This window comes from Mycobacterium dioxanotrophicus (assembly GCF_002157835.1).
GTDB lineage: Bacteria > Actinomycetota > Actinomycetes > Mycobacteriales > Mycobacteriaceae > Mycobacterium > Mycobacterium dioxanotrophicus.
Window position 1 is genome coordinate 1,971,097 of record NZ_CP020809.1, and the last position, 23,380, is coordinate 1,994,476.

The window sequence follows — 23,380 nt, forward strand, 5'->3', positions numbered from 1 at the left end:
ACAGAGCGTGAAAGTCAAACAGCCATTCGAGACGGTGGTGTGTCGGCACGGCCCGACGGTGTTGCGGGTGTGCCGCGCCGTCGTGGGGCCGATCGACGCCGATGACGCCTGGTCGGAGACGTTCCTGTCGGCGCTGAAGGCCTATCCCGACCTGGCTCCCGACGCCAACGTCGAGGCCTGGCTGGTGACCATCGCGCACCGCAAGGCCATCGACATCACCCGGGCGCGCTCACGCACGGCAATCCCGGTCGACGTGGTGCCGGAACCGCCGCCACGACCGGCGTCCGAACCCCACGACGATCTCATCGAGGCGCTGGATCGCCTCGCCGACAAACAGCGACACGCCGTCGCATACCACTACCTGGCAGGCCTGCCGTACCGCGACATCGCCGAGATCCTCGGCGGCAGTGAGGCGGCCGCCCGCCGCGCCGCCGCCGACGGCGTCGCCGCGCTCAGGCGCACGTTCAAGGGAGAGCTCCGATGATCAACGACGACAAGATGATTGACGATCTGGCGGTGTTGAAGGCTCGGCTGATCGCCGATGCGCAGCGCGACGGTGTCCTCGACATCGCGTACCGCGTCGTCGACAGCCCTGTCGGCCGGCTGCTGCTGGCCGCCACCGACCAGGGGCTCGTCCGGGTTGCGTACGCGAGTGAGGATCACGACGCGGTTCTGCAGACCCTGGCCGACCGGATCAGCCCACGCATCCTGAACGCACCGGGCCGGCTGGACACCGCCGCCCGCGAACTCGACGAGTACTTCGCAGGTGCCCGCCGGACATTCGACGTCCCTCTCGACTGGCGACTGTCTGCGGGGTTCCGCAGTACGGTGCTGCACCATCTGCCGGAGATCGGGTACGGGCAGACCGCGAGCTATGCCGCGGTGGCCCGGTTGGCCGGGAACCCGAAGGCGGTACGCGCCGTCGGGACGGCCTGCGCCACCAACCCACTTCCGCTCGTGGTGCCGTGTCACCGCGTGGTCCGCAGCGATGGCGCGATGGGTGGTTACCTCGGCGGTGTGGACGCCAAACGGCTGCTGCTGGAGTTGGAGGCCGCAGCATGACGGCAAGGGCGTGGCGCGAGCGGGTCGAGGCAGTCGACTGGGACGGCGTGCGGTCGGGTCTCGACGAAGTGGGGTGCGCCCTGACCGGCCCCCTGCTGTCGCCGCAGGAGGCTGCCGAGATCGCCGCGCTCTATCCCGATGACAGCCGCTTCCGGTCGACGATCGACATGGCGCGCTACCGGTTCGGCGAGGGGCAGTACCGCTACTTCGCCGAACCGTATCCCGACGCGGTCGGCGCACTCAAGAGTGCGCTGTACCCCAAACTGTTGCCGATTGCCCGCGATTGGTGGACCAGGCTCGGCCGGGACACGCCGTGGCCCAACGGTTTCGGCGACTGGCTGCGGCAATGCCATGCTGCGGGACAGACCAAGTCGACGGCGATCCTGCTGCGGTACGGCGCGGGGGACTGGAATGCCCTGCACCGAGACCTCTACGGCGAACTGGTCTTTCCGTTGCAGGTGGTCGTCAACCTCAGCGATCCGGGAGTGGACCACACCGGAGGTGAGTTCCTGCTCTACGAACAGCGGCCGCGGGCCCAGTCGCGGGGCACGGCCGTCGTCATCCCGCACGGTCACGGGTTGGTGTTCACGACCCGGGACCGCCCAGTGTGTTCGGCCAGGGGATGGTCGGCGGCACCGGTGCGGCACGGGGTCTCGGTGGTGCGATCCGGGGTGAGGTTCACCCTCGGGCTCGTATTTCACGACGCGGCATGACAACTCGGTCCTACACCCTGCTGGGTGCCGATGGTCGCCCGTACCGCAGCGCGGCGCCGGGGACGCTGGGCGGATACCGCCGCGGCAGGATCTACGGCCGGCTCGACTGCCCGTCGGCGCTGCGTGCCTTGGCGGCAGGCGGGTACGTCGCGCACCGCGTGTTCTTCGCCGACGAGGCGACCGCCGTGGCCGCGGGGTACCGGCCGTGCGCGGTGTGCCTGCCCGATGCCTACCGGCGGTGGAAAGCCGTTACTGGGCCGCGACAGTAGGGCACAGCACTGGCATCCTGGTGCCATGGCAAAGGAAATCGACCGGGTCCGTGCGCAGAGCGCCGTCGCGGTCTTCAAACAGCACCCGGGCATGGTGCTCTTCGTGTTGTCGCCAGTCATCGTCGTGCTGGGCGTGGTCTGGTGGCTGATGGGGCCGGGCTGGGCGGGCCTGCTGCTGGTCGCGCTCGTGTTGGTGGGCGGCGCAGCGCTGCTGCTCAAGCGCAACTGAACCCGCGCGCCTGAGCACCGGTGTTCGCCGGTGGTGAACGCTGCTCTACCAGAGATGTAACGGTGTAATCATGTAATACATGAAGCAACATCATCAGCACGGGCGCGGTGGCTGGCAGCAAGCCCAGCAACCAGCGGCCCACGACGCACCCGAATGGTTCGCCGGGCGTCTGCCCGACACCTGGTTCACCGGCGACCCGGCCGTCGTCGTCGACCGCGAAGAGATCACCGTCATCGGGCGGTTGCCGGATCCCGCCGAAGGCGAGAGTGAGGCCAGGGCCTCGGGCCGGGCCGCCCGGTTCCGGGAAGAAACCCGCGGTGAGCGCATGCGCATCGCCGACGAGGCGCAGAACAAGTTCGGCCGCAAGGTCTCCTGGGGTGTCGAGGTGGGAACTCCGCCGGAGCGAATCTTGTTCACGCACATCGCCGTTCCGGTGATGACCCGGCTCAAGCAGCCCGAGCGGCAGGTGCTGGACACCCTCGTCGACGCCGGCGTGGCCCGGTCCCGCTCCGATGCACTGGCCTGGTCGGTCAAGCTGGTCGGTCAACACACCGAGGAGTGGCTCGGCAAGCTGCGGGAAGCCATGAAGAACGTCGACGATCTGCGCGCCGAGGGCCCGAGCCTATAAATCTCCCCGCCGACACTACGGTTTTTCGTGCGTTTTCGGCGATTTCACGCCAAAACTCGTAGTCTCGACGAGGCTCAAGCCTGGGTCATCTCCCAGTACCTGCCGTGGCGTGCCATCAGATCCTCGTGGCTGCCACGTTCGACGATCCGGCCCCCGTCCATCACCAGGATCAGATCGGCATCGCGGATGGTCGAGAGCCGGTGGGCGATGATGAAACTGGTTCGGTCGCGGCGCAATACGTTCATCGCATGCTGGATCAGCAACTCGGTCCTGGTGTCCACCGAACTGGTGGCCTCGTCGAGCACCAGCAGGGCAGGGCGGGCCAGGAATGCCCGCGCGATCGTGATCAACTGCTTCTCGCCTGCGCTGATACTGCCGCCGTCGTCGCTGACGCGGGTGGCGTAGCCGTCGGGCAGCGTGTGCACGAACCGGTCCACGTGGGCGGCCCGTGCCGCCGTGATCACGTCCTCCTCGCCGGCATCCGGCCTGCCGTAGGCGATGTTGTCGTAGATCGTGCCGCCGAAGAGCCAGGTGTCCTGCAGCACCATGCCTATCGACGACCGCAGGGATTCACGGCTGACGGTCGAGATGTCCACACCGTCGATGCGGATCCGGCCGGAATCCACGTCGTAGAACCGCATCAGAAGGTTGACCAAGGTGGTTTTGCCGGCTCCGGTCGGGCCGACGATGGCCACCGTGCTGCCCGGTTCGGCAGTCAGCGACAGATCCTCGATCACCGGCGTGCCCGGCCGGTAGCTGAAGCTGACGTGGTCGAATTCCACCCTGCCGCTACGGATGTCGAGCCGGCGGGGCGGGTCGGGGGTCTCCTCGGCGGTGTCGAGCAGTTCGAAGACCCGCTCGGCACTGGCGACCCCGGACTGCATGGTGTTGTACATCCCGGCGATCTGGGTGAGCGGTTGGTTGAACTGCCGCACGTACTGGACGAAAGCCTGGATGCTGCCGAGCGTGATCTGCCCGGTGGCCACCTGCAGACCGCCTACCACGGCGACGGCGACGTAGCTGAGATTGCCGATGAACATCGTTGCGGGGGAGACCAAACCGGAGAAGAACTGTGCGGCGAAGCTCGACTGGAACACCTCGCCGTTGAGCTCGGCGAATCGTTGTCGGGCCGCGGCCTGGTGACCGAACGTCTTGACGATGGTGAAACCGCTGTAGGTCTCCTCGATGTGGGCGTTGAGCCGCCCGGTGTTGCGCCATTGCGCGACGAACAGCCGCTGCGACCGGCGCGCGATCCAGCGGGTCACCCACAACGACAGCGGCACCGTGATCACGGTCAAGGCGGTCAGCAACGGCGAGATCGTCAGCATCATCACCAGCACGGCGATCACCGTCAGAACCGCGCTCATGAGTTGATTGATGGTCATCGACACCGACGACGAGATGTTGTCGATGTCGTTGGTGACGCGGCTGAGCACCTCGCCACGTTGCCGGGAGTCGAAGTAGGACAACGGCAATCGGTGAATCTTGTTCTCCACGTCGGCACGCAGCGCGGCCATGGTGCGTTGCACGACCACCACGAGCAGCCGGGCCTGGACCCAGACGAACAGGGCGGCAAGCAGATACAGGCCCAGCGCCAGGGCCAGGGTGCGCGCGACCGCGCCGAAATCCACGCCGTGACCGGGGACCACGTTCATGCCCGACAGCAGGTCGGCGAACGTGGTGTCACCGCGAGCCCGTGCCGCCGCGACGGCCTGCTCCTTGGTGAGGCCCGCGGGCAGTTCACGCCCGATCACCCCGTTGAACAGCAGATCGGTGGCGTGGCCGAGGATGCGTGGGCCGATCACCCCGATCGCGACCCCGGCGACACCGAGCATGATCACCGCGATCGCCGGCCCGCGTTGCGGCACCAGCAGTTTGACGAGCCGCAGCGCCGAGCCTCGGAAGTCGCGCGTGCGTTCGGCGGGTGCGGCGAGCATCGCGCGGCGCGCGGACGGGATAGTCACTGAGGTCGTCTCCTCTTCGCGCAAGCGCTCATCGGGGCCGTCTCCTCTTCGCGCAAGCGCTCATCGGCGGTCTCCTGCGCCCACCGACTGCGACTCGACGAACTCGGCGTAGGTAGGGCAGTCGGCCAGCAGGGTGTCGTGGGTTCCGACACCGACGATGCGGCCGTCGTCGACGACGACGATCTGGTCGGCATCGGTGACCGTGGAGATCCGCTGCGACACGATGAGCACCGTCGCCCCGCTCGATACCGCACGCAGTGCATCTCGCACCCTGGCGTCGGTGTGGACGTCCAGCGCGGAGAACGCATCGTCGAACAGGTAGATCGCGGGCCGACGGATCACGGCGCGGGCGATGGCCAGCCGCTGCCGCTGCCCGCCGGAGAAGTTGATGCCGCCCTGCGCCACCGGCATCTGCAGCCCGTCGGGGTGGGCGCGCACGAAGTCGTCGGCGGCGGCGACCCGCAGCGCCTCCCACATGTCGTCGTCGGTCAGCACCTGTCCCGGTGCGGCGCCGTAGCTCAGGTTTTCCGCGACCGTCCCGGTGAACAGGTAACCGCGCTGCGGCACCAGGCCGATCGTCGACCAGAGCTCCTCGGTGTCGCGATCGCGCACGTCGACGCCGTCAACCCGCACCGCGCCCGCGGTGACGTCGTAGAGCCGGCAGATCAAGGACAGCAGCGTCGACTTGCCCGATCCCGTCGAGCCGACCACCGCGGTCGTCGTCCCTGCTTGTGCTGTGAACGAAACATCCTGCAGCACAGGCCGATCCGCCCCCGGATAGCTGAACGTGGCGTTCTGCAGGGTGATTTCGCCGGTGTGAGCGCGCGGCTGCTGCGGGTGCTCGGGACTGGTGATCGCGGGCGAGGTGTCCAGCACTTCGGTGACCCGTTCGGCGCACACCGAGGCCCGCGGAAACAGCACCAGCAGAAACGTCGCCATCAGCACGGCCATCAGGATCTGCATGAAATAGGCCAGGAACGCGATCAGCGAACCCACCTGCACGTGGCCCGCGTCGATCCGCAGCCCGCCGAACCAGATGAGCGCGACGCTGGAGACGTTGATCACCAGCGTGGTGACCGGGAGCATGAGCGCCTGCCAGCGCCCGCCCTCGATGGCAGTGCCCGCCAGCGCGTCGTTGGCTTCGGCGAACCGGGCCCGTTCGACGGGTTCGCGCGAGAACGCCCGGATCACCCGAATCCCGGACAGCTGGTCGCGCATCACGCGGTTGATGCCGTCGATGACGCCCTGCAACCGGCGGTAGACGGGCATCAGCCGCCGGATGATCGTGTAGTTCGCCAGGGCCAGCACGGGCACGCTGACCAGCAGCAGCCATGACAGCCCCGCGTCCTGGTGCACGGCCATCGCGATGCCGCCGACCGACATGATCGGTGCGGTGACCAACATCGTGCAGGTCAGCTGCAAGAGCTGCTGGATCTGCCCGACATCGTTGGTGGTGCGGGTCAACAACGTCGGAGCACCGAACCGCGCGGTCTCGGCGGCGGAGAACGTCGTGACGTGATGGAAGATCGCCGAACGCAGATCGCGCCCGAAGCTCATGGCGGCCCGCGAGCCGAAGAACACCGCGGCGACCGAGCACAGCACCTGCAGCGCGGTGACACCGAGCATCACGCCGCCCAGATCGATGATCCGGCCCGTGTCGCCCTTGGCTACCCCGTCGTCGATGATCGCGGCGTTGACCGTCGGCAGATACAGCGACGCCAGAGTGCTCACCACCTGCAGCGCGGCGACGGCGGCCAGCAGCGACCGGTACGGCCGCACATACCGCCGCAGCAGCGCCCAGAGCATCCAGCTACTGTCGCACACCACGACCGCGCAGAACCTGTCTGGCTGCTGACCGGAAAGTGAGTTGGAAAGTCCTGGTCAATCGGCATGTCGGTGGTTGCCCTCACAGGGTGCAGCTACAGTGCATGGCGTGACTGGACGCACGACGGCCATACGACGGACCCGCACCGCCACTCGGTTGGCAGTGCTGGCTGCCGTGGCAGTCCCCGTGTTCGCCGCATGCTCGGGCGCCGGTGATTCAGCGGGGCCCGGTGCGTCGCAGCCGGCCTCGCCGGCGCCTTCTGCCGCCGCCAAGCACGGGCCGTTCTTCCCGCAGTGCGGCGGGGTCAGCGACCAGACCGTCGCCGAACTCACGCAGGTGCAGGGTCTGGTGAACACCGCCGCCAACTCGTCGGGATGCCAGTGGCTGCAGGGCGGCAGCATCCTGGGCCCGCACTTCTCGTTCACCTGGTTCCGCGGCAGCCCGATCGGGCGCGAACGCAAGACCGAGGAACTGTCGCGCACCAGCGTGGAGGACATCAACATCGAGGGACACGGCGGTTTCGTGGCCATCGGCCAGGACCCGCTGCAGAACACGTCCAACCTGTGTGAGGTCGGTATCCAGTTCAACGATGACTTCATCGAATGGTCGGTCAGTTTCGACCAGAAGCCGTTTCCCGAACCGTGCGGGGTGGCCAAGGAGCTCGCCCGCCAGTCGATTGTGAACTCGAAATGAGCGTGCGCAGGGGTCGTAGAGGACTCGCCGTCATGGTGGCCGCTCTGGCCGTGTTCGCCGGGCTCACCGGCTGCACCCGCACGGTCGAGGGCGTCGCGGCCAAGGAAGGCTCCAGCGGCGGGCCCAGCAACAACAAGTCCGAGAAGCAATACCCCAACCTGCTCAAGGAATGCGACGTCCTGACCCAGGACATCCTCGCCAAGACCGTCGGCGCCGACCCGCTGGACATCCAGAGCACCTTCGTCGGTGCGGTGTGCCGCTGGCAGGCCGCCAACCCGGCGGGCCTGATCGACATCACCCGGTTCTGGTACGAGCAGGGCAGCCTGGACAACGAACGCAAGGTCGCTCAGCAGTTGCAGTACGGCATCGAATCCCGCCGCATCAACGGCGTCGACTCGATCATCATGAAGCCCAACAGCCCCAACGGCGCGTGCGGGGTGGCCAGTGACGCCGCCGGTGTGGTCGGGTGGTGGGTGAACCCGCAGGCGCCCGGCATCGACGCCTGCTCGATGGCGGTCAAGCTGATGGAGCTCACGCTCAACACCAACTCCTGAGCCGCAGGCTCAGCGCGCTACGTGGAAGCCGACCAGTTCGGCGCCGCCAAGGCCCAGTTCGTGCCAGCCGCTGCCGGTCTGCAGTACCGCGACGGCCGACGTGGGGAACTTCAGCGAAATCTCCTGTGTCAACGTGGTATTGCTGCCGTCGGACAGTCCGAGCGCGGTTGCGGACATGGCCGGTTCGTGGCCGATAAGCAGGACCGTCGACACGGCGGTGCCGAATTCTGATTCCACGCCGTTGATCACGTCGATCACGGTGCCGACAGTGGCGTCGTAGATGCGGTCGAGGTAACGCACCGGCGCGTCGATCCCGGTGCGCGCCAGGGTCTGACGGGTGCGCGTCGCCGTCGAGCACAGCACCGCGTCGATCGGCGGCACGTTGGCGCGGATCCAGTCACCGGCCAGCGCGGCCTCCCGGATTCCGCGGGAGGCCAGCGGGCGCTCATGATCGGCCACGCCGTCCGGGTAGTCCGACTTTGCATGGCGCAACAGCAGCAGGGTGTTGATGCTCATCGCATGAGGCTAGCGGGGATCCGGCGCTGGGCCATGCCGATCGACGTCCCCGGACTTGTCGGCGCCTCGACCTACACTCGCCTTGCTCGACGATGAACGACGCGAACGGATCAGAAAGGACGGGCTGCGATGCGATTTCTGCACACCGCCGACTGGCAGCTCGGCATGACCCGCCACTTTCTCAACGGTGAGGCGCAGCCACGGTATTCGGCTGCTCGCCGGGACGCGGTGGCCGGGTTGGGTGCGCTGGTGGCCCGCACGGGCGCCGAGTTCGTGGTGGTGGCCGGGGACGTGTTCGAGCACAACCAGTTGGCGCCCCGCGAGATCAGCCAGTCGCTGGAGGCCATGCGTGCTGTGGGGGTTCCGGTGTACCTGCTGCCGGGCAACCACGATCCGCTCGACGCGGCGTCGGTGTACACCAGCGCGCTGTTTCTCGCCGAGCGGCCGGAGAACGTCGTCGTCCTCGACCGTGCCGGGGTGCACGAGGTGCGGCCCGGCCTGCAGATCGTGGCCGCGCCGTGGCGGTCCAAGGCGCCGACCACCGATCTGACCGGTGATGTACTGGCCGACCTGCCTGCCGATGGCGTGACCCGCATTGTGGTCGGCCATGGCGGGGTCGACGTGCTCGACCCGGACAAGGACAAGCCGTCGCTGATCCGGCTGGCCGCCGTCGAGGCAGCGCTGGCGCGCGGGGCCGTGCATTATGTGGCCTTGGGGGACAAGCACTCTCTCACCGAGGTGGGGTCGACGGGGCGCGTGTGGTACTCCGGCGCACCGGAGGTCACCAACTACGACGACATCGAATCCGATTCCGGCCATGTGCTTCTCGTCGACATCGATGAGCAGGATCCGCAGCGGCCCGTGCGGGTCGGCTCCGAGCGGGTGGGCCGCTGGCGCTTCGTCACGCTGCGCCGCGACGTCGACAGCGACCGCGAGGTGGCCGATCTCGACATCAACCTGGATCAGTTGGGCGACAAGGAACGTACCGTCGTGCGGCTGGCGTTGACCGGTTCGCTCACCGTGACCGCCAAGGCAGCTCTCGATGCCTGCCTGGACAAGTACGCCCGGCTGTTCGCGGCGCTGACCGTGTGGGAGCGGCACACCGACATCGCGGTACTGCCGGCCGACGGCGAGTTCGACGATCTGGGTATCGGCGGGTTCGCCGCGGCCGCGGTCGACGAACTGGTCGCCACCGCGCGGTCCGACGCCGATGGCGCCGAGGACGCGCGGGCCGCGTTGGGCCTGCTGCTGCGGTTGGTCGACACCAGGGGAGCAGCGTGAAACTGCACCGGCTCGTCCTGACGAATTACCGCGGAATCACTCACCGCGAGATCGAGTTTCCCGATCACGGTGTGGTGGTGGTCAGTGGCGCCAACGAGATCGGCAAGTCGTCGATGATCGAGGCGCTGGACCTGCTGATCGAGGCCAAGGACCGCTCGACCAAGAAGGACGTCAAGCAGGTCAAGCCGACCCATGCCGATGTCGGTGCCGAGGTGACCGCCGAAATCTCCACCGGCCCATACCGGTTCGTGTACCGCAAGCGGTTCCACAAGCGTGCCGAGACCGAGTTGACGGTGCTGGCGCCCAGACGTGAACAGCTCAGCGGCGACGAGGCCCACGAGCGCGTGCTGGCCATGCTCAACGACACCGTGGACACCGCGCTGTGGCAGGCCCAGCGGGTGCTGCAGTCGGCGCCGACCGCGCCGGTGGACCTGTCGGGTTCGGATGCGCTGGCGCGTGCATTGGATGTGGCTGCGGGCCAAGCGGTTTCGTTGTCCGGTGACGAGCCGTTGCTGGTCGAGCGCATCGACGCGGAGTACGCGCGGTACTTCACCGGCACCGGCCGCCCCACCGGGGAATGGGCCGCGGTGATCAAGCGGCTGGCCGAGGCCGACCAGGAGGTGGCCCAGCGTGCGGCCGCGGTGGCCGAGGTCGACGACGCGGTGCGCCGGCATGCCGAGCTGACCGCCGAGGTGAGCCGCCTGGCCGAGGACCGGGCCCAGGCCACGGTACGGCTGACCGCCGCTCGAGCCGCAGCCGAGGCCGTCGCGGCGCTGACCGCGCAGCTCAAGGAGGCCGAGGTGGTGGCCGCGGCCGCCCAGGCCACGCATGCCGCGTCGACCGCGGCCCTCACCGAACGCCGCCGGTTGCGCGCCGACATCGACGAGCGCACCGCGGCCATCGTCGAACTCACCGCTGCGGTCACGGCCGCCGCGGCCGACGCCGAGACGGCGCACGAGGTCCACGAGGCCGCCGAGGATGCCGCCGAATTGGCCCAGGCAGCGGTGCGCGACCGCGCCGACCGGGTCGATGCGGCCCGCGCCACGGTCGACCGTCTCGCCGCGCGCGAGGAGGTCGAGCGGCTGGCCACCCGGCTGGGCCGAATCGACACCGCGCAACGCGACTGCGACCGGATCAGCCAGGAACTCGCCACGATCCCCCTGGACGAGGCGGGGATGCGGGCCATCGAGACCGCGGCGGTCGCCGTCGAGCGCGCCGCGGGCCAGGACGAACTCGCCTCGGCACGTATCGAACTCGTCGCGGCGACCGACGTCGCGGTCCGCGTCGGTGACGCCGACGTGGCGCTCGACGCCGGTGCGCAGTGGTCGGTGCGGACCACCGCGCAGACCAGTGTCGAGGTGCCTGGTGTTCTCACCGTGACGGTGGTGCCCGGCACGCCGGCGGCCGAGACCAGGGCCAAGCTCACCGCGGCGCAGGCCGTGCTGGCGTCCGCGCTGGCCGACGGCGGGGTGGCCGACGTCGCCGCCGCGCGGGCGCTCGACGCACGCCGCCGCGAGCTGATCGGGGCCCGGGACCGGGCCCGGGCCACGGTGGACGCACTGACCGGCGATGACCAGGTGCCTGCCTTGCGGGCACGCCTGGCGACGCTGAGTGCCGATCAGCCGGCCGAAGCCGCGCTGTTCGACCTCGAGGGCCCGGCCGACATCGGCACGGCCAGAACGGAACTCGATGCGGCGGTCGCGGCTCACCGGCAGGCGGTCGTCGATGCGGAAACCCATCGCAAGGTGGCCAACGCGGCCGCCCGCAAGCTTTCTCAAGCGACCACCGGCGTCACGGTGCTGCGCGAGAAGCTCGCCGCGGCGCAGGCCGAACTGACCGTGGATACCGGTCGTCTCGCCGCGCAGCGTGCCACCGTCGGGGACGACGAGCTGGCGGTCGCCGCGCAAGCCGACGGTGACCGGGCCGCGTCGGCCGCCGCTCATGTCGCGGCGTTGCGCAGCGAACTCGCAGGCAGCACACCGGATCTGGTGAATGCCGAGCTGGCCGCGGCGGTACGCGGCGCCGAGGAGCTCGGAGCGCGCCACGATGCGGCGGTCGACGGGCTGCGCGAGGTCGCCGCCGGGCTGAAGGTGTACGGCACCGAGGGCCGCAAGGGACATCTCGACGCGGCCGAGACCGAACGCGAGCATGCCGCAGCGCAGTACCGCCAGGTGCATCGCCGGGCGCGGGCAGCCGAGATGTTGCGCTCGGTGATGAGCCGGCACCGCGACGCCACGCGGCAGCGCTACGCCGACCCGTTCCGGCTCGAGGTGCAACGCCTCGGCCGGCTGGTGTTCGGTGAGGACTTCGATGTCGACGTCGACAGCGAGCTGCGGATCTGCACCCGCACGGTGTCGGGCCGCACGGTGCCGTACGAGTCGCTGTCGGGCGGCGCCAAGGAGCAGCTGGCCATCGTGACGCGGCTGGCCGGTGCGGCGCTGGTAGCCAAGGAGGACAACGTGCCGGTCATCATCGACGATGCGCTCGGGTTCACCGATGCCGAGCGGCTGGTGAAGATGGGCACGGTGTTCGATGCGGTGGGCGGCGACGGCCAGGTGATCGTGCTGACCTGCAGCCCGCAGCGCTACGCAGGCGTTGGCGCCGCCCACCACATCGAGTTGTGATCATGGACGTCGACTACATCGTCGTGGGCACCGGTTCGGCCGGCGCCGTGGTGGCCAACCGGCTCAGCGCCGACCCGGGCGTCTCGGTGTTGGTGCTGGAGGCCGGCCCGCGTGATCGCAACAAGTTCATCCACATCCCCGCGGCTTTCTCGAAGTTGTTCCGCAGCAACGTCGATTGGGACTACCTGACCGAACCGCAGGCCGAACTCGACAACCGCAGGATCTACTGGCCGCGCGGCAAGACCCTCGGCGGCTCGTCGTCCATGAACGCCATGATGTGGGTGCCGGGCTTCCCGGCCGACTACGACGAGTGGGGCGAACACGCGGGCGCCGACTGGAGCTACGCCGGCCTGCAGAAGTACCTGACCCGCCTCGAAGCCGGGCCGTTGGTGATCTCGCCGCAGCGCAGCCCGCGGCGCTCGACGGCGGCATGGCTCGCGGCCGCGGCGGAGTGCGGGCATGTGGGCTTCTGCCAAACCCGGGTGACGCAGCGCCGCGGGGCGCGGTTCAGCACCGCCGACGCCTACCTCAAGCCGGTGTTGCGTCGGCCCAATCTGCGGCTTCTCACCGAATCCACCGCGACCCGACTGGTTTTCGCAGGCGACCGCGTCATCGGCGTGGAGTTCGAGAAGGCCGGGGTCCGGGACATCGTGACAGCCCGCCGCGAGGTGATCCTGTGCGGCGGTGCGATCAACTCGCCGCAGCTGCTCATGCTGTCCGGAATCGGCGATGGTGACCAGCTGGCGCATCACGGCATCGAGGTGCGCCACCACGCGCCCGGCGTCGGCGCCAATCTCCTCGACCACCTCGTGGTGCCGCTGGGCTTCGAGGTACCCGACGACAGCCTGTTCGCCGCGGAGAAACCGGTCGAACTCGTCAACTACCTGCTGCGCCGGCGAGGCATGCTGACCTCGAATGTCGGTGAGGCGTATGGCTTCGTGCGCAGCACACCCGACCTCGACCTGCCCGATCTGGAGCTGATCTTCGCGCCCGCGCCGTTCTTCGACGAAGGCATCGGCGACCCGTACGGGCACGCCGTCGTGATGGGACCCATCCTGCTCAAACCCCGCAGCACCGGCACCATCACGCTGCGCTCGGCCGACCCGCTGGCCAAGCCCGTCATCGACCCGCGCTACCTCACCGACGAAGCCGACCGTACGGCATTGATGGCGGGGCTACGCATATGCGCCGAGATCGCCGGCGCGGCAGCCCTGCGCGGCGTGATCGGCAAGGTGGCCCGGCCGCTGAACGCCACGACGCTCGATGACGAAACCCTGCATCGAGCGCTGAACTCGTTGTCGCACACGCTGTATCACCCGGTCGGCACCTGCCGGATGGGCCGCGACGAGGACAGCGTCGTCGACCCGCAACTGCGCGTCCGTGGGGTCCAGGCGTTGCGGGTCGCCGACGCATCGGTGATGCCCAGCCTCATCCGCGGGCACACCCACGCCCCCAGCGTGCTGATCGGGGAGAAGGCGGCCGAGCTGATCGCGGGCTGACAAGGTGTTTGGCGGCGCTCGGTGCGGGTATTTACGGGGGGTGTACTGACATAGGTTGGAGGCTGCCATGGAGAGCCGCACGAAGATGTTCGGCCACGCCATTCATCCGATGTTGATTCCGTTCCCGCTGGGCCTGCTGGCCACGGCCGTCGTCTTCGACATCATCTGGTTGCTCACCGACCGGCCGCCGTTCACCGCCGCCGCGGCGTTCGCGATCGCGGCGGGAATCATCGGTGGTGCGGTGGCTGCGCCGTTCGGCTGGGTCGACTGGTTCAAGATCCCCACCGGCACCCGCGCCAAACGCGTCGGCCTGGTACACGGCCTGGGCAACGGTCTGGTGCTGGTGCTCTTTGCCATCAGCTGGCTGCTGCGCCTGAACTCCGAGGCCTGGGTCCCGACCAACTGGGCGTTGGCATGCAGTTTCGTCGCTGTGGCGCTGGCGGTCGGCACCGCATGGCTGGGTGGTGAGCTGGTCGAGCGGCTGGGCATCGGTGTCGACGAAGGGGCCAACACCGATGCACCGAGCTCGCTGAGCCACCGGCACGTGACCACCTGAGCGGTGGACCTCCGTCAGAAGTAGGCGTTGGCCGGAACCGGCGTGCCGTGAAGGAGGTTCTGACCGATCACGCGGGCCTTGTAGACGACCGGGTTGTGCAGCGTGATGGTGCGGATGTTGCGCCAATGCCGGTCCAGGTTGCGTTGCCGGCTCGCCGCGGAGGCGCCGCCGAGTTCCAGCAGTCGGGTGGCGGCCTCGGGCGCCACGTCGTCGAGGTGGACCTTGACCTTGGCGACCTTGAGCTGGGCTTCCTCGGCGAGGCGCGCGTCGGGCACACCGTCGACCTCGGAGTCCGTCGCCGCACCGATCGCCGCAGCGGCGTCGAGCACTGCCGCCCGAGCCACGTACGCGGTGCTGGCCAGCACGCCGAGCTGGCGTTGCAGCAGCGGGTCGTCTGTGGGCTGTTCGGTCAGGGCGTGGCTGAAGTTGCGTTCGCGCGACCGCAGTAGAGCCACGCCGTCGTCGACGACATTGGCCAGGATCCCGGCGACCACCGCATGGATGAACAGTTGCAGCGACGCGTACTGCACGGTCGGCGCCGGCTCGGCGTCGTACTGGGTGTCGGAGAGCACCTCGTCGGCGGCGACGGCAACGTCGTCGAAGCTCGTGGTGCCCGTCCCGGTGCGCCGCTGGCCGAAACCGTCCCAGTCGTCGACGATGCGGACCCCGTCGCGGTCGGCCGGGATCACCACGTTGGCCACCGAGTCGTGATCGGTGGTGGCGGTGACGGTGAGGTAGTCGGAGAACAGCGTGCCGGTGCTGTAGTACTTCTCGCCGGTGAGCAGGTAGCCGCCGTCCTGGCCGGGCAGCAGCCGGGTGTTGAACACCAGGCTGCCAACGGCCAGGGAACCCTTCTCGCTGAACGCATTTCCGAAGATCTTGCCGTCGGCCACCTTCGCGAGCCAGCGCTGCGAGGCCGGGTCATCGACGGTGCGCAGCCGCTCCTCGGTGAACCAGAAATGGGTGCGGAAGATGTGCGCCACAATCGGATCGGCTTGTGCCACGTCGATCACTGCCGAGAACAGTTGGGGCACTGTCAATCCGGAGCCGCCGAGCGACTCGGGCAGGCGCAGCGTGCCGAAGCCGGCTCGTTTGAGTGCTGCCACCTGATCGAATGGGTTTTCGTCGTTGAGGTCTCGGTCCTTGGCGCCTGCGGCAACCTTGGCCAGTAATTCGGTCCACGCGGGCGTTCCGGGAAGGATGCGCGTCGGGTTCTCAAGGGTCGTCATGGCACCGTTTGTACCGACGCCCGTGCACCGCAGGCACGGCTTTGGATCAGCCGGAACCGAACGCGGCACAATGGACCGCGATGACGATGAACGCGAAGCGTCGGCGCAGGCATGACAAGCTCGCCGCGCAGCCCGGCGTGCGTGCGGTCCGGCGGCCGGTCACCCCGGGCAGTGATGAGCACTTCAACCTTTATTACGTCCGGTCCGGCCGCAAGTCTGGACATCCCGTGGTGATCATCCCGGGCGGCCCGGGTGTCGCTTCGGTGCAGTCCTACCGCGGGTTGCGGCGCCACGCCGCGGCGGCCGGGGCCGACGTCATCATGGTCGAGCATCGCGGTGTCGGGATGTCGCGGCACACCGACTCCGGTGCGGACCTGCCGCCCGATGCCATCACCATCGACCAGGCCGTCGACGACCTCGCAGCGGTGCTCGACGACGCCGGGGTGTCCACCGCGACGTTCTACGGCACCTCCTACGGCACGTATCTCGCGGCAGGTGTCGGGGTGCGCCATCCCGAGCGCGTCGAGGCGATGGTCCTCGATTCGCCGCTGCTGTCCACCGGCGACATCGACGCCATGCGCACCGCCATCCGCGGCCTCCTATGGGACGGCTCGGATCCGCAGGCATCGGGTTTGGCGCCCAAGGTCCGTACGCTGGCCGAGTCCGGGGTGTTCGGCGCCGCGGGTGGTCAGGTCGCCGGAACCCTGTACGGCTACGGTGGTGCGGCGCTGCTGGACCGCCAACTCGACCTGTTGTTGGGCGGGCACACCTTGGTGTGGTCGGCGCTGCGCCGACTGGGCCGGATGGCGACCCGAAAAGTCCCGTATCGCAACGAGTCCGATCTCGTCGGCCGCATCGCTTTTCGCGAGTTGAACTATGCGGGCGTGCCCGACGGCCTGCCTCTGGACCCGGCACTGGACCTCCACCTGGGTGGAAACCCGGGGCGCTACGAGCCGTTCGACGCCGAGCCCTACGACCTGGTGGCCGAGATGCCGAAGTTCGGTTGGCCCACCGTCATCATCTCCGGGGGCCGTGATCTCACCACGCCACCGGCCATCGCCGAACGGATCGCGACGCTGGTGCCCGACGCCGTTTTGGTATCGATGCCGACCGCCGGCCACAGCGTGCTCGACAGCCGCGAACGTGCCGCGCTGGCGGTGATCGATGCCGTGCGCAACGGTGCGGCCGAACAACTTTCGGCGATCGCCCCGGAGCTGGACACCTTGCCGGGACGAACCGGCCTGCGGCTGGCCATGTCCGCGATCGCCGCGGCGGCCGCGTGCGAATCGGTGCTGCCGGACCGACCGCTTACTTCATGAAGCCGATCTTGCTGTAGTCGGCGTCGGCGAGTCCGAAGGCGCCGAAGTTGGCCAGATTGCTACGTACCGCGACATTTCCGGGGGACTGGAACAAGGGCAGGCTGAACACCTCGGCGAACAGCATCTTGTCGAGCTCGTTGGCCAGTGTCCGCGCCTTGTCGGGTTCGAGCTCGCGCAGCGTCTCCTCGATCTTCGCGTCGATCTCGGGGCTGCCGATCTTGCCGAAGTTGCTCGCGCCGTTCTGGGTGTAGATCTGGGTCAGCGACCCCAGCGGGAACGCATCGCCGAGGAAGGCGAACTGCGCGATGTCGAAGTCGCCCTTGCTGATGAAGTTGGTGAAGAACCCGGTGCCGGGCTTGGTGTCGATGACGAGCTTCACGCCGATCTGGGCCAGGGTGTTCTGCGCGATCTGCGCGACCTGACGGGTACTGCCCGCGTCGTAGAGCACGTCACGGATCACCAGCTGCTTGCCGTCCTTCTCCCGGAACTGCCCGTTGAGCTTCCAGCCCAGGGCGTCCAGTTCGCTCTTGGCCTTCTCCGGGTCGAAGGCCACCTCGGCGCTGTTGTCCTGGTAGCCCTTCTGGCCGGCGACGTAGATGTGGTTGTTCAGCGGCACCGGATTGTCGGTGAGACCGCGCTGGGTGATGTTGGCGATGGCCTGACGGTCGATGCCCTTGGCCACCGCCTGCCGCAGCGCCTTGTCGGCCAGGATGGACCCGGGCGCGCCGTTGAACGTGAAGTGGTACCAGCTGGGGCTGGGCGCGCGGCGGATCGAGATCCCCGGGGTGTTGCGCGCGATGGTCAGCTCGTCGAGCGACGCTGTCCCGGTGGCGTCGATGGTGTTGTTCTGCAACGCCGGGATGCGCGCCGCGTCGTCGAGCACCGAATACGTCATGCTGTCGAGCAGCGGCGGGGTGCCCCACCACTTGGGGTTGCGCGTCAAGGTGATTCGCTGCGCACCGCGGTCGAGGTTGGACACGATGAACGGGCCTGCGGACGGGCCGGGCCCGTTGAGCTGGCCTTTGTTGAAGACCTCCGGATTCTCGGTCATGCTCTTGGGCAGCAACCGGCCATTGCCCGCGAACATGCCCTGCCAGTCCGCGTACGGCTCGGCGAACGTCATGACGGCCTGACGGTCGTCGACCCCGCGGGTGACCGAGGCGACGCGTTCGCTGCCGTTGGGGGCGGCGATGACGAACGCCGGATTTTTCCCGCTGGTCGCGTCGATCTGAGACTTGATGTCTTCCCAGGTGATCGGGGTGCCGTCGGACCACACCGCCTTCGGGTTGATCGTGTAGGTGACCACCTGCGGGCTCTTGGAAGTCAGCTCGACGTTGGTGAAGTAATCGGTGTTGACCTTCGTCGTGCCGTCGGCGGCGATCACGAAGGCCCGGGGCAACGTCGGCTTGGACAGCGAGCCGACATCGCCGGTGTTGCCGTCCAGGTGCAGCGGATTGAAGTTCGACGGGAACTCGGTGAGCGCCAGCCGCAGATTGCCGCCCTGCTTGAGATTGGCCACATCCTGCGGGTTGACGTCGCTGGTGGTCCCGACCTCGGCATTGCCGCCGGCCGAAGGGACCTGGCGATCACCGCCTGAGCACGCGGTGAGCGTGAGTGCAGTGGCGAGGGTGGCGATGGCGAGGCGACGCAGGTTCTTCCCGTTCACCCCGCCGATGCTAGATGCAGCAACGCGCGCTCGGGGCATGACCCGCTCAGCGCGGCTGGGGCTGTGGCACCGCCGACAAGAGCCGCTGGGTGTACTCGTGTGCGGGGTTGGCGAAAACCTCGTCACCGGAACCCTGTTCGACGATCGCGCCCTTGTACATCACGGCGACGTCGTGCGCAAGGTGTTTGACCACCGACAGGTCGTGGGAGACGAACAGGTACGACAGGCCGAATTCGTCCTGCAAATCGAGCAACAAGTTGATGATGCCGGCCTGGATCGACACGTCCAGCGCCGATACGGGTTCGTCGAGGGCCAGGATCTTGGGCTGCAGTGCCAGCGCCCGGGCGATGCCGATGCGTTGCTTCTGCCCGCCCGAGAATTCCGCGGGGTAGCGGCTGGCATCGGCGCGCCGCAGGCCGACGACCTCCAGCAGTTCGGCCACGCGTGCGTCGGTGCGTTTCTTGTCGAAACCGTTGGCGGACAACGGTTCGGCCAGCACATCGAAAACCGGGAGGCGCGGATCGAGGGAAGCGACCGGGTCCTGGAAGACCACCTGCAGGTCGGTGCGCACCGCGCGGCGGGTGTGACGGTCCAGCGCTGCCACGTCGGTGCCCAGCACCTCGATCGAACCCGCTTGCGGGGCAGCGAGGTTCAGGATCTGGTGCAGGGTGGTGGATTTGCCGGAACCGGATTCGCCGACGATGCCGAGGGTGCGGCCCTGACGCAGCTCGAAGCTGACATTGTCCACCGCGCGGACCTCGCCGACCTGACGGCGGAACACCACGCCTTTGGTGAGTTTGTACGTCTTGGCCAGGTCGTGCACCCGCAGCACCACCGGGGCGTCGGCGGCCGGTGCCTCGGCGCGGGCTGTCGGCACCTGGTAGATGTCCGCCGCGCTGCGGCCGTGGACCTCTGCGGTGCGGATGCACGCGGCCATGTGGGTGCCGCTCACCGGCACCAATTCCGGCTCCGCGGCCCGGCATTCGTCGATCGCCAGCGGACACCGGGGCGCGAACGGGCAGCCCTGCGGCGTGACGGTCAATGACGGTGGTGAACCGGGGATGGGCACCAGGCGGGTGCCCTGCGCGGCGTCCAGCCGCGGCACCGAGCCGAGCAGACCGACCGTGTAGGGCATCCGCGCGTCGCGGTAGAGCTCGCCGACGGTCGCGTCCTCCACCGCCCGCCCGGCGTACATCACCAGGGCCCGGTCGGCGAACTCGGCGACCACTCCCAGATCGTGGGTGATGATCAGCACGCCCGCCCCCGTGACATCCCGCGCGGTCTTGAGCACATCGAGAATCTGGGCCTGCACGGTGACGTCCAACGCGGTCGTCGGCTCGTCGCAGATCAACAGGTCGGGATCGTTGGCGATCGCGATGGCGATGACCACGCGCTGGCGTTCGCCGCCCGACAGTTCGTGGGGGAACGCGCGGGCCCGCCGCTCCGGTTGCGCGATGCCGACCAGCTCCAGCAACTCGACGGCCCGCGCTCGTGCGGCCCGCCGTCCCAGCTCGCGGTGGTGCACCTGCAGCGCCTCGGCGATCTGGTCGCCGACCGTGTAGACGGGGGTCAACGCCGACATCGGGTCCTGGAACACGGTGCCGATGGTGTTGCCGCGGATCTTCGACATCTGCGCGTCGGAGCGGCCCAGCAGCTCCTCGCCGCGCAGTCGCACCGATCCGGAGACCTCGGCGAACTCGGGCAGCAGGCCGACCACCGACATGGCGCTGGCCGATTTCCCGGCGCCGGATTCGCCGACGAGGGCCACCACCTCACCGGCGTCGACGTGGAAGTTCACGCCGCGTACCGCGGCCACCGGATCGGCGTCGGTCGGGAACGTCACCGTCAGGTCGGTGACCTCGAGCAGGCTCATCGACGCTTCTTCCGCCGCCGCAGCTGGCCGCTGCCCGGGTCCAGGGCGTCGCGCAGACCGTCACCGGCGAGGTTGGCGCACAGGATGATCAGCACCAGGACACCGGCGGGGAACAGGAACACCCATGGAAACGTCGTCGCCGATTTGGTGCCGTCGGCGATCAGCGTGCCCAGCGACACATCGGGTGGCTGGATACCGAAACCCAGGAAGCTCAAGCCGGTTTCGGCCAGGATCGCGACGCCGACATTGAGTGCGGCGTCGATGATCAGTAGGGAGGCCACGTTGGGGACGATGTGGCGCACGATGATCCGCCAGCTCCGCACACCCATATACCGTGCGGCGACGACGAATTCACGCTCTCGCAGGGTCATGGTCATGCCGCGCACGATGCGCGAGCTGATCATCCAGCTGAACAGCGAGAACAACATGATCAGCCAGAAGACGCGGTCGGACTGGCCCAATCGCGGTGTGACGATGGCGATCAGGATGAAGCTGGGCACCACCAGCAGCACGTCGACCACCCACATCAGCGCCCGGTCGCGCCAGCCGCCGAAATACCCAGCGATCGACCCGACCGTGGCGGCGATGACCGTCGAGATGAGCGCCACGCAGACGCCGATCAGCATGGATTTCTGCATGCCGCGCAGGGTTTGGGCGAGCAGGTCCTGGCCCAGTGCGTTGGTGCCGAACCAGTGCGTGGTCGACGGTGGTGTCTGCAGCGCGTAGTAGTCGAGGTCGGTGTAGTTGTACGGCAGCAGCGGGGGCAGGGCGTAGCAGCCGATGAACATCACCGCCAGCACGATCAGCGCCGCCACCGCGGGCTTGTTGCGCATGAACCGGCGGAAGACCAGCGTGCGCCGGGTGGCGAACTCCTCGGTGTGCAGGCCCGACCGTGCTGCCGTGGCCGACGTGTCGCTCATGTCACCCGCACTCTCGGATCCAGCGCCGCGTAGATCACGTCGGACAGCAGACCGGCCAGCAGCACGACGGACCCGGTGAACACCGTGATGGCGGCGATGATGTTGGTGTCCTGGGTGGCGATGCCCTGGACCACCCACTCGCCCATGCCGTGCCAGCCGAAGATCTTCTCCACGAACACAGCTCCGGTGACCAGGCCCGCGACGCCGTAGGCGAACAGTGTCGCCATCGGGATGAGCGCGGTGCGCAGGCCGTGCTTGAACAGGGCCTGCCGGCGCGTCAGACCCTTGGCCCGCGCGGTGCGGATGAAGTCCTGCCCGAGCACGTCGAGCATCGCGTTGCGTTGGTAGCGGCTGTAACCGGCGATGGCCGAGAGGGCCAGCGTGAAGGTCGGCAGTGCGAGGTGCTGCAACCGGTCGGCGAACTGGTTCCAGCCGCCGCCGACGGCATCGGGTGAGGTCTCCCCGGTGTATTCGAAAAGCCGCACTCCCAGAATGGAATTCACGTCGAGCGCGGCCAGGATCAGCAGGTTGGCGATGACGAAGGTCGGGGTGCTGATCACCAGCAGCGACAGCAACGTGATGACGCGGTCCGACATCCGGTACTGCCGGATGGCGCCCCACGCGCCGACGACGACGCCGATCACGGTGCCCAGCACCGATCCGATGACCAGCAGCCGCAGGCTCACGCCGATGCGGCGCCACAATTCGTCGGACACCGGTTGTCCGGTCACCGTGGTGCCGAAGTCGCCACGCACAGCGCCTGCGGCCCAGTGCGCGTACCGGATCGGGATCGGCTTGTCGAGACCGAGTTCGGCCGCCTTGGCGTCGATGGTGGATTGCGGCGGGCGCGGATTGCGTTGCAGCAGGCTGTCGAGGGGCTCGAAGGTGTACGAGGTCAAGGTGAACGTCAGAAACGACGCCAGCGCCAGCAGCACAATGTAGTTGAGCAGCCGGCGCGCGAGGAAGCGCGTCATCCGGTTGGTCCCTGCTGCATGGCACACACAGTAGAAGAGGCGAGGCGCAACCGTCCTGAACTGTCGATCCGGCGCGCCAGTAACCGCCTGGTTGGGAATTTCCAGCGCAGCCTCAGCGTCTTCATAGTTGCGGCGGGTTCACTGGGCTCCACCTGGCGATTTCGCCAACGCTGACTGAATGAGATCAATCAAGGGGCGATGTCATGACCATCGGGAAACCTCACAACGTGAAATTCGTCGCGGCGATCGCGGGGGGCGCCGCGGTCGTCGCGCTCGGTGCGCTGGGTTTGTTCAGCCACGAGCAGCCGTCGGCCGTCGCGACGAGCACCATGAACCTCGGGGCGACCGTCACCGAGACCACGCCGCCGACCGCTCCTGCCACGTCGATGGCTGTGCCAGGGATCAAGGGCTACAACCCGCCGGCCGGCTTCGCGACCACTCACTGACCGGCGGTACTGGCCTCCCCGATACTGCTCACGGTGGCTGTCGCGCCCGAGCGCGTGGCCCGCACCGACACGTGGTCGTTGACCGCCCACGTGGGTTTGAGGGTCGACGGCAGCGCGTAGCTCTGGCTGAATCCGTCGGTGCTCGCGACTGTCACCGAATCGGCCGTCAGCGCCGTGATCACGCCCACCTGGGTGAGCTCGGTGGTGTAGCCCCCGTGTACGTCACGCCGCACCGACTCGCTGTGAACCGTTGCAGGGTCGTCGTTGTCGCGCCCGGGCTGGGCCCACGGCGGGGGACCGTCGCCGTGGTGGCCGGGCGGGCCGGCTTCACCCATACCCGGGGAATCGGTCGCGGCGTACACCGCGGCGCCGCCGAGTCCGGCTATCGCAGCGGCGACTCCGATGGCAGCAACCGTTCGCCTCATGCTCATGGCACCTACCGTGCAGGCGTCGTCTGTGCATTGGCTGTGAAGGAATTCAGCGAGAGATGAGCGCGGAGTCTCACAGCTCGGGCATAGACAACGCATAGGCCGGCCCCAT

Annotated in this window: 23 protein-coding genes; 14 read left to right on the forward strand and 9 right to left on the reverse strand. The window is 68.3% G+C overall.

Annotated elements, in window-relative coordinates:
• The first annotated feature begins 7 nt into the window (after positions 1-7).
• The 6 genes from BTO20_RS09490 (at position 8) to BTO20_RS09515 (ending at position 2,901) form a co-directional block, all read left to right on the forward strand.
• Entirely contained in the window at positions 8-484 is a 477-nt protein-coding gene (locus BTO20_RS09490; RefSeq protein ID WP_198344312.1) for an RNA polymerase sigma factor, read from the forward strand.
• Positions 485-498: 14 nt separating this feature from the next.
• Positions 499-1,062, forward strand: coding sequence for a methylated-DNA--[protein]-cysteine S-methyltransferase (locus tag BTO20_RS09495; RefSeq protein ID WP_232491210.1), 564 nt, complete (start codon positions 499-501; stop codon positions 1,060-1,062).
• Positions 1,059-1,775 carry a 2OG-Fe(II) oxygenase gene (locus BTO20_RS09500; protein ID WP_087075309.1) on the forward strand — a complete coding sequence of 239 codons (717 nt, stop codon included), beginning with the start codon at positions 1,059-1,061 and terminating at the stop codon, positions 1,773-1,775. The genes BTO20_RS09495 and BTO20_RS09500 overlap by 4 nt, the downstream gene beginning before the upstream one ends.
• On the forward strand, positions 1,772-2,044 hold the full coding sequence (locus BTO20_RS09505) for an Ada metal-binding domain-containing protein (protein ID WP_087075311.1): 273 nt from the start codon (positions 1,772-1,774) through the stop codon (positions 2,042-2,044). Before BTO20_RS09500 ends, BTO20_RS09505 begins: the two co-directional genes overlap by 4 nt.
• A 25-nt stretch (positions 2,045-2,069) precedes the next feature.
• The gene (locus BTO20_RS09510) at positions 2,070-2,273 is read left to right on the forward strand and encodes a hypothetical protein (protein ID WP_083166516.1); all 204 of its coding nucleotides are present in this window, start codon (positions 2,070-2,072) and stop codon (positions 2,271-2,273) included.
• Positions 2,274-2,352: 79 nt separating this feature from the next.
• Positions 2,353-2,901 carry a hypothetical protein gene (locus BTO20_RS09515; protein WP_087075313.1) on the forward strand — a complete coding sequence of 183 codons (549 nt, stop codon included), beginning with the start codon at positions 2,353-2,355 and terminating at the stop codon, positions 2,899-2,901.
• Between the two features lie 74 nt (positions 2,902-2,975).
• Here BTO20_RS09515 and BTO20_RS09520 read toward each other — a convergent pair whose 3' ends face one another.
• Positions 2,976-4,838 (reverse strand): ABC transporter ATP-binding protein, encoded by a 1,863-nt coding sequence (locus tag BTO20_RS09520; protein WP_087075315.1) that lies wholly within the window; start codon positions 4,836-4,838, stop codon positions 2,976-2,978.
• An 87-nt stretch (positions 4,839-4,925) separates the two neighbouring features.
• Positions 4,926-6,671 carry an ABC transporter ATP-binding protein gene (locus tag BTO20_RS09525; RefSeq protein ID WP_087075317.1) on the reverse strand — a complete coding sequence of 582 codons (1,746 nt, stop codon included), beginning with the start codon at positions 6,669-6,671 and terminating at the stop codon, positions 4,926-4,928.
• 118 nt (positions 6,672-6,789) lie between these two features.
• Between BTO20_RS09525 and BTO20_RS09530 the strand changes: the two genes are divergently transcribed.
• Positions 6,790-7,383, forward strand: a complete 594-nt coding sequence (locus BTO20_RS09530; RefSeq protein WP_408632159.1) for a DUF3558 domain-containing protein — start codon at positions 6,790-6,792, stop codon at positions 7,381-7,383.
• A complete protein-coding gene (locus tag BTO20_RS09535; RefSeq protein WP_087075319.1) occupies positions 7,380-7,937 on the forward strand; it encodes a DUF3558 domain-containing protein in 558 nt (185 codons plus the stop codon). Before BTO20_RS09530 ends, BTO20_RS09535 begins: the two co-directional genes overlap by 4 nt.
• 9 nt (positions 7,938-7,946) lie before the next feature.
• Here BTO20_RS09535 and BTO20_RS09540 read toward each other — a convergent pair whose 3' ends face one another.
• On the reverse strand, positions 7,947-8,453 hold the full coding sequence (locus BTO20_RS09540; RefSeq protein WP_087075321.1) for a SixA phosphatase family protein: 507 nt from the start codon (positions 8,451-8,453) through the stop codon (positions 7,947-7,949).
• Between the two features lie 129 nt (positions 8,454-8,582).
• Between BTO20_RS09540 and BTO20_RS09545 the strand changes: the two genes are divergently transcribed.
• From BTO20_RS09545 to BTO20_RS09560, 4 genes are all read left to right on the forward strand, one after another.
• A complete protein-coding gene (locus BTO20_RS09545) occupies positions 8,583-9,734 on the forward strand; it encodes a metallophosphoesterase family protein (protein ID WP_087075323.1) in 1,152 nt (383 codons plus the stop codon).
• Positions 9,731-12,358 carry an AAA family ATPase gene (locus BTO20_RS09550; protein WP_087075325.1) on the forward strand — a complete coding sequence of 876 codons (2,628 nt, stop codon included), beginning with the start codon at positions 9,731-9,733 and terminating at the stop codon, positions 12,356-12,358. The genes BTO20_RS09545 and BTO20_RS09550 overlap by 4 nt, the downstream gene beginning before the upstream one ends.
• Positions 12,359-12,360: 2 nt before the next feature.
• Complete coding sequence (locus tag BTO20_RS09555; RefSeq protein ID WP_087075327.1) at positions 12,361-13,857, forward strand: GMC family oxidoreductase; 1,497 nt, start codon at positions 12,361-12,363, stop codon at positions 13,855-13,857.
• A gap of 67 nt (positions 13,858-13,924) precedes the next feature.
• On the forward strand, positions 13,925-14,413 hold the full coding sequence (locus BTO20_RS09560) for a DUF2231 domain-containing protein (protein ID WP_087075329.1): 489 nt from the start codon (positions 13,925-13,927) through the stop codon (positions 14,411-14,413).
• 14 nt (positions 14,414-14,427) lie between these two features.
• Here the strand turns inward: BTO20_RS09560 and BTO20_RS09565 are convergent, their stop codons facing one another.
• Positions 14,428-15,642: an acyl-CoA dehydrogenase family protein gene (locus tag BTO20_RS09565; protein WP_087075331.1), complete on the reverse strand. Its 1,215-nt coding sequence runs from the start codon at positions 15,640-15,642 to the stop codon at positions 14,428-14,430.
• An 80-nt stretch (positions 15,643-15,722) separates the two neighbouring features.
• Here BTO20_RS09565 and BTO20_RS09570 point away from each other — a divergent pair, with 80 nt between their 5' ends.
• Positions 15,723-16,961: an alpha/beta hydrolase gene (locus BTO20_RS09570; RefSeq protein ID WP_087081868.1), complete on the forward strand. Its 1,239-nt coding sequence runs from the start codon at positions 15,723-15,725 to the stop codon at positions 16,959-16,961.
• Here BTO20_RS09570 and BTO20_RS09575 read toward each other — a convergent pair.
• From BTO20_RS09575 to BTO20_RS09590, 4 genes are read right to left on the reverse strand one after another with little or no spacing between them, the layout of a single operon-like run.
• Positions 16,951-18,627: an ABC transporter family substrate-binding protein gene (locus BTO20_RS09575; RefSeq protein ID WP_269770338.1), complete on the reverse strand. Its 1,677-nt coding sequence runs from the start codon at positions 18,625-18,627 to the stop codon at positions 16,951-16,953. The genes BTO20_RS09570 and BTO20_RS09575 overlap by 11 nt on opposite strands.
• Before the next feature lie 46 nt (positions 18,628-18,673).
• Positions 18,674-20,500, reverse strand: a complete 1,827-nt coding sequence (locus BTO20_RS09580; protein WP_087075335.1) for a dipeptide ABC transporter ATP-binding protein — start codon at positions 20,498-20,500, stop codon at positions 18,674-18,676.
• The gene (locus BTO20_RS09585; RefSeq protein WP_087075337.1) at positions 20,497-21,420 is read right to left on the reverse strand and encodes an ABC transporter permease; all 924 of its coding nucleotides are present in this window, start codon (positions 21,418-21,420) and stop codon (positions 20,497-20,499) included. Before BTO20_RS09585 ends, BTO20_RS09580 begins: the two co-directional genes overlap by 4 nt.
• Entirely contained in the window at positions 21,417-22,394 is a 978-nt protein-coding gene (locus BTO20_RS09590; protein ID WP_087075339.1) for an ABC transporter permease, read from the reverse strand. The genes BTO20_RS09585 and BTO20_RS09590 overlap by 4 nt, the downstream gene beginning before the upstream one ends.
• Positions 22,395-22,597: 203 nt before the next feature.
• Here BTO20_RS09590 and BTO20_RS09595 point away from each other — a divergent pair, with 203 nt between their 5' ends.
• Positions 22,598-22,840 (forward strand): hypothetical protein, encoded by a 243-nt coding sequence (locus BTO20_RS09595; protein WP_087075341.1) that lies wholly within the window; start codon positions 22,598-22,600, stop codon positions 22,838-22,840.
• Here the strand turns inward: BTO20_RS09595 and BTO20_RS09600 are convergent.
• Positions 22,834-23,271: a hypothetical protein gene (locus BTO20_RS09600; protein WP_087075343.1), complete on the reverse strand. Its 438-nt coding sequence runs from the start codon at positions 23,269-23,271 to the stop codon at positions 22,834-22,836. The genes BTO20_RS09595 and BTO20_RS09600 overlap by 7 nt on opposite strands.
• Between the last annotated feature and the right edge of the window lie 109 nt (positions 23,272-23,380).

Coding starts and splice junctions, on each gene's coding strand:
- BTO20_RS09495 (WP_232491210.1), top strand. CDS start 499: ATGATTGACGATCTGGCGGTGTTGAAGGCTCGGCTGATCGCCGATGCG.
- BTO20_RS09500 (WP_087075309.1), top strand. CDS start 1,059: ATGACGGCAAGGGCGTGGCGCGAGCGGGTCGAGGCAGTCGACTGGGAC.
- BTO20_RS09505 (WP_087075311.1), top strand. CDS start 1,772: ATGACAACTCGGTCCTACACCCTGCTGGGTGCCGATGGTCGCCCGTAC.
- BTO20_RS09510 (WP_083166516.1), top strand. CDS start 2,070: ATGGCAAAGGAAATCGACCGGGTCCGTGCGCAGAGCGCCGTCGCGGTC.
- BTO20_RS09515 (WP_087075313.1), top strand. CDS start 2,353: ATGAAGCAACATCATCAGCACGGGCGCGGTGGCTGGCAGCAAGCCCAG.
- BTO20_RS09520 (WP_087075315.1), bottom strand. CDS start 4,838: ATGCTCGCCGCACCCGCCGAACGCACGCGCGACTTCCGAGGCTCGGCG.
- BTO20_RS09525 (WP_087075317.1), bottom strand. CDS start 6,671: ATGCTCTGGGCGCTGCTGCGGCGGTATGTGCGGCCGTACCGGTCGCTG.
- BTO20_RS09535 (WP_087075319.1), top strand. CDS start 7,380: ATGAGCGTGCGCAGGGGTCGTAGAGGACTCGCCGTCATGGTGGCCGCT.
- BTO20_RS09540 (WP_087075321.1), bottom strand. CDS start 8,453: ATGAGCATCAACACCCTGCTGCTGTTGCGCCATGCAAAGTCGGACTAC.
- BTO20_RS09545 (WP_087075323.1), top strand. CDS start 8,583: ATGCGATTTCTGCACACCGCCGACTGGCAGCTCGGCATGACCCGCCAC.
- BTO20_RS09555 (WP_087075327.1), top strand. CDS start 12,361: ATGGACGTCGACTACATCGTCGTGGGCACCGGTTCGGCCGGCGCCGTG.
- BTO20_RS09560 (WP_087075329.1), top strand. CDS start 13,925: ATGGAGAGCCGCACGAAGATGTTCGGCCACGCCATTCATCCGATGTTG.
- BTO20_RS09565 (WP_087075331.1), bottom strand. CDS start 15,642: ATGACGACCCTTGAGAACCCGACGCGCATCCTTCCCGGAACGCCCGCG.
- BTO20_RS09570 (WP_087081868.1), top strand. CDS start 15,723: ATGACGATGAACGCGAAGCGTCGGCGCAGGCATGACAAGCTCGCCGCG.
- BTO20_RS09580 (WP_087075335.1), bottom strand. CDS start 20,500: ATGAGCCTGCTCGAGGTCACCGACCTGACGGTGACGTTCCCGACCGAC.
- BTO20_RS09585 (WP_087075337.1), bottom strand. CDS start 21,420: ATGAGCGACACGTCGGCCACGGCAGCACGGTCGGGCCTGCACACCGAG.
- BTO20_RS09590 (WP_087075339.1), bottom strand. CDS start 22,394: ATGACGCGCTTCCTCGCGCGCCGGCTGCTCAACTACATTGTGCTGCTG.
- BTO20_RS09595 (WP_087075341.1), top strand. CDS start 22,598: ATGACCATCGGGAAACCTCACAACGTGAAATTCGTCGCGGCGATCGCG.
- BTO20_RS09600 (WP_087075343.1), bottom strand. CDS start 23,271: ATGAGCATGAGGCGAACGGTTGCTGCCATCGGAGTCGCCGCTGCGATA.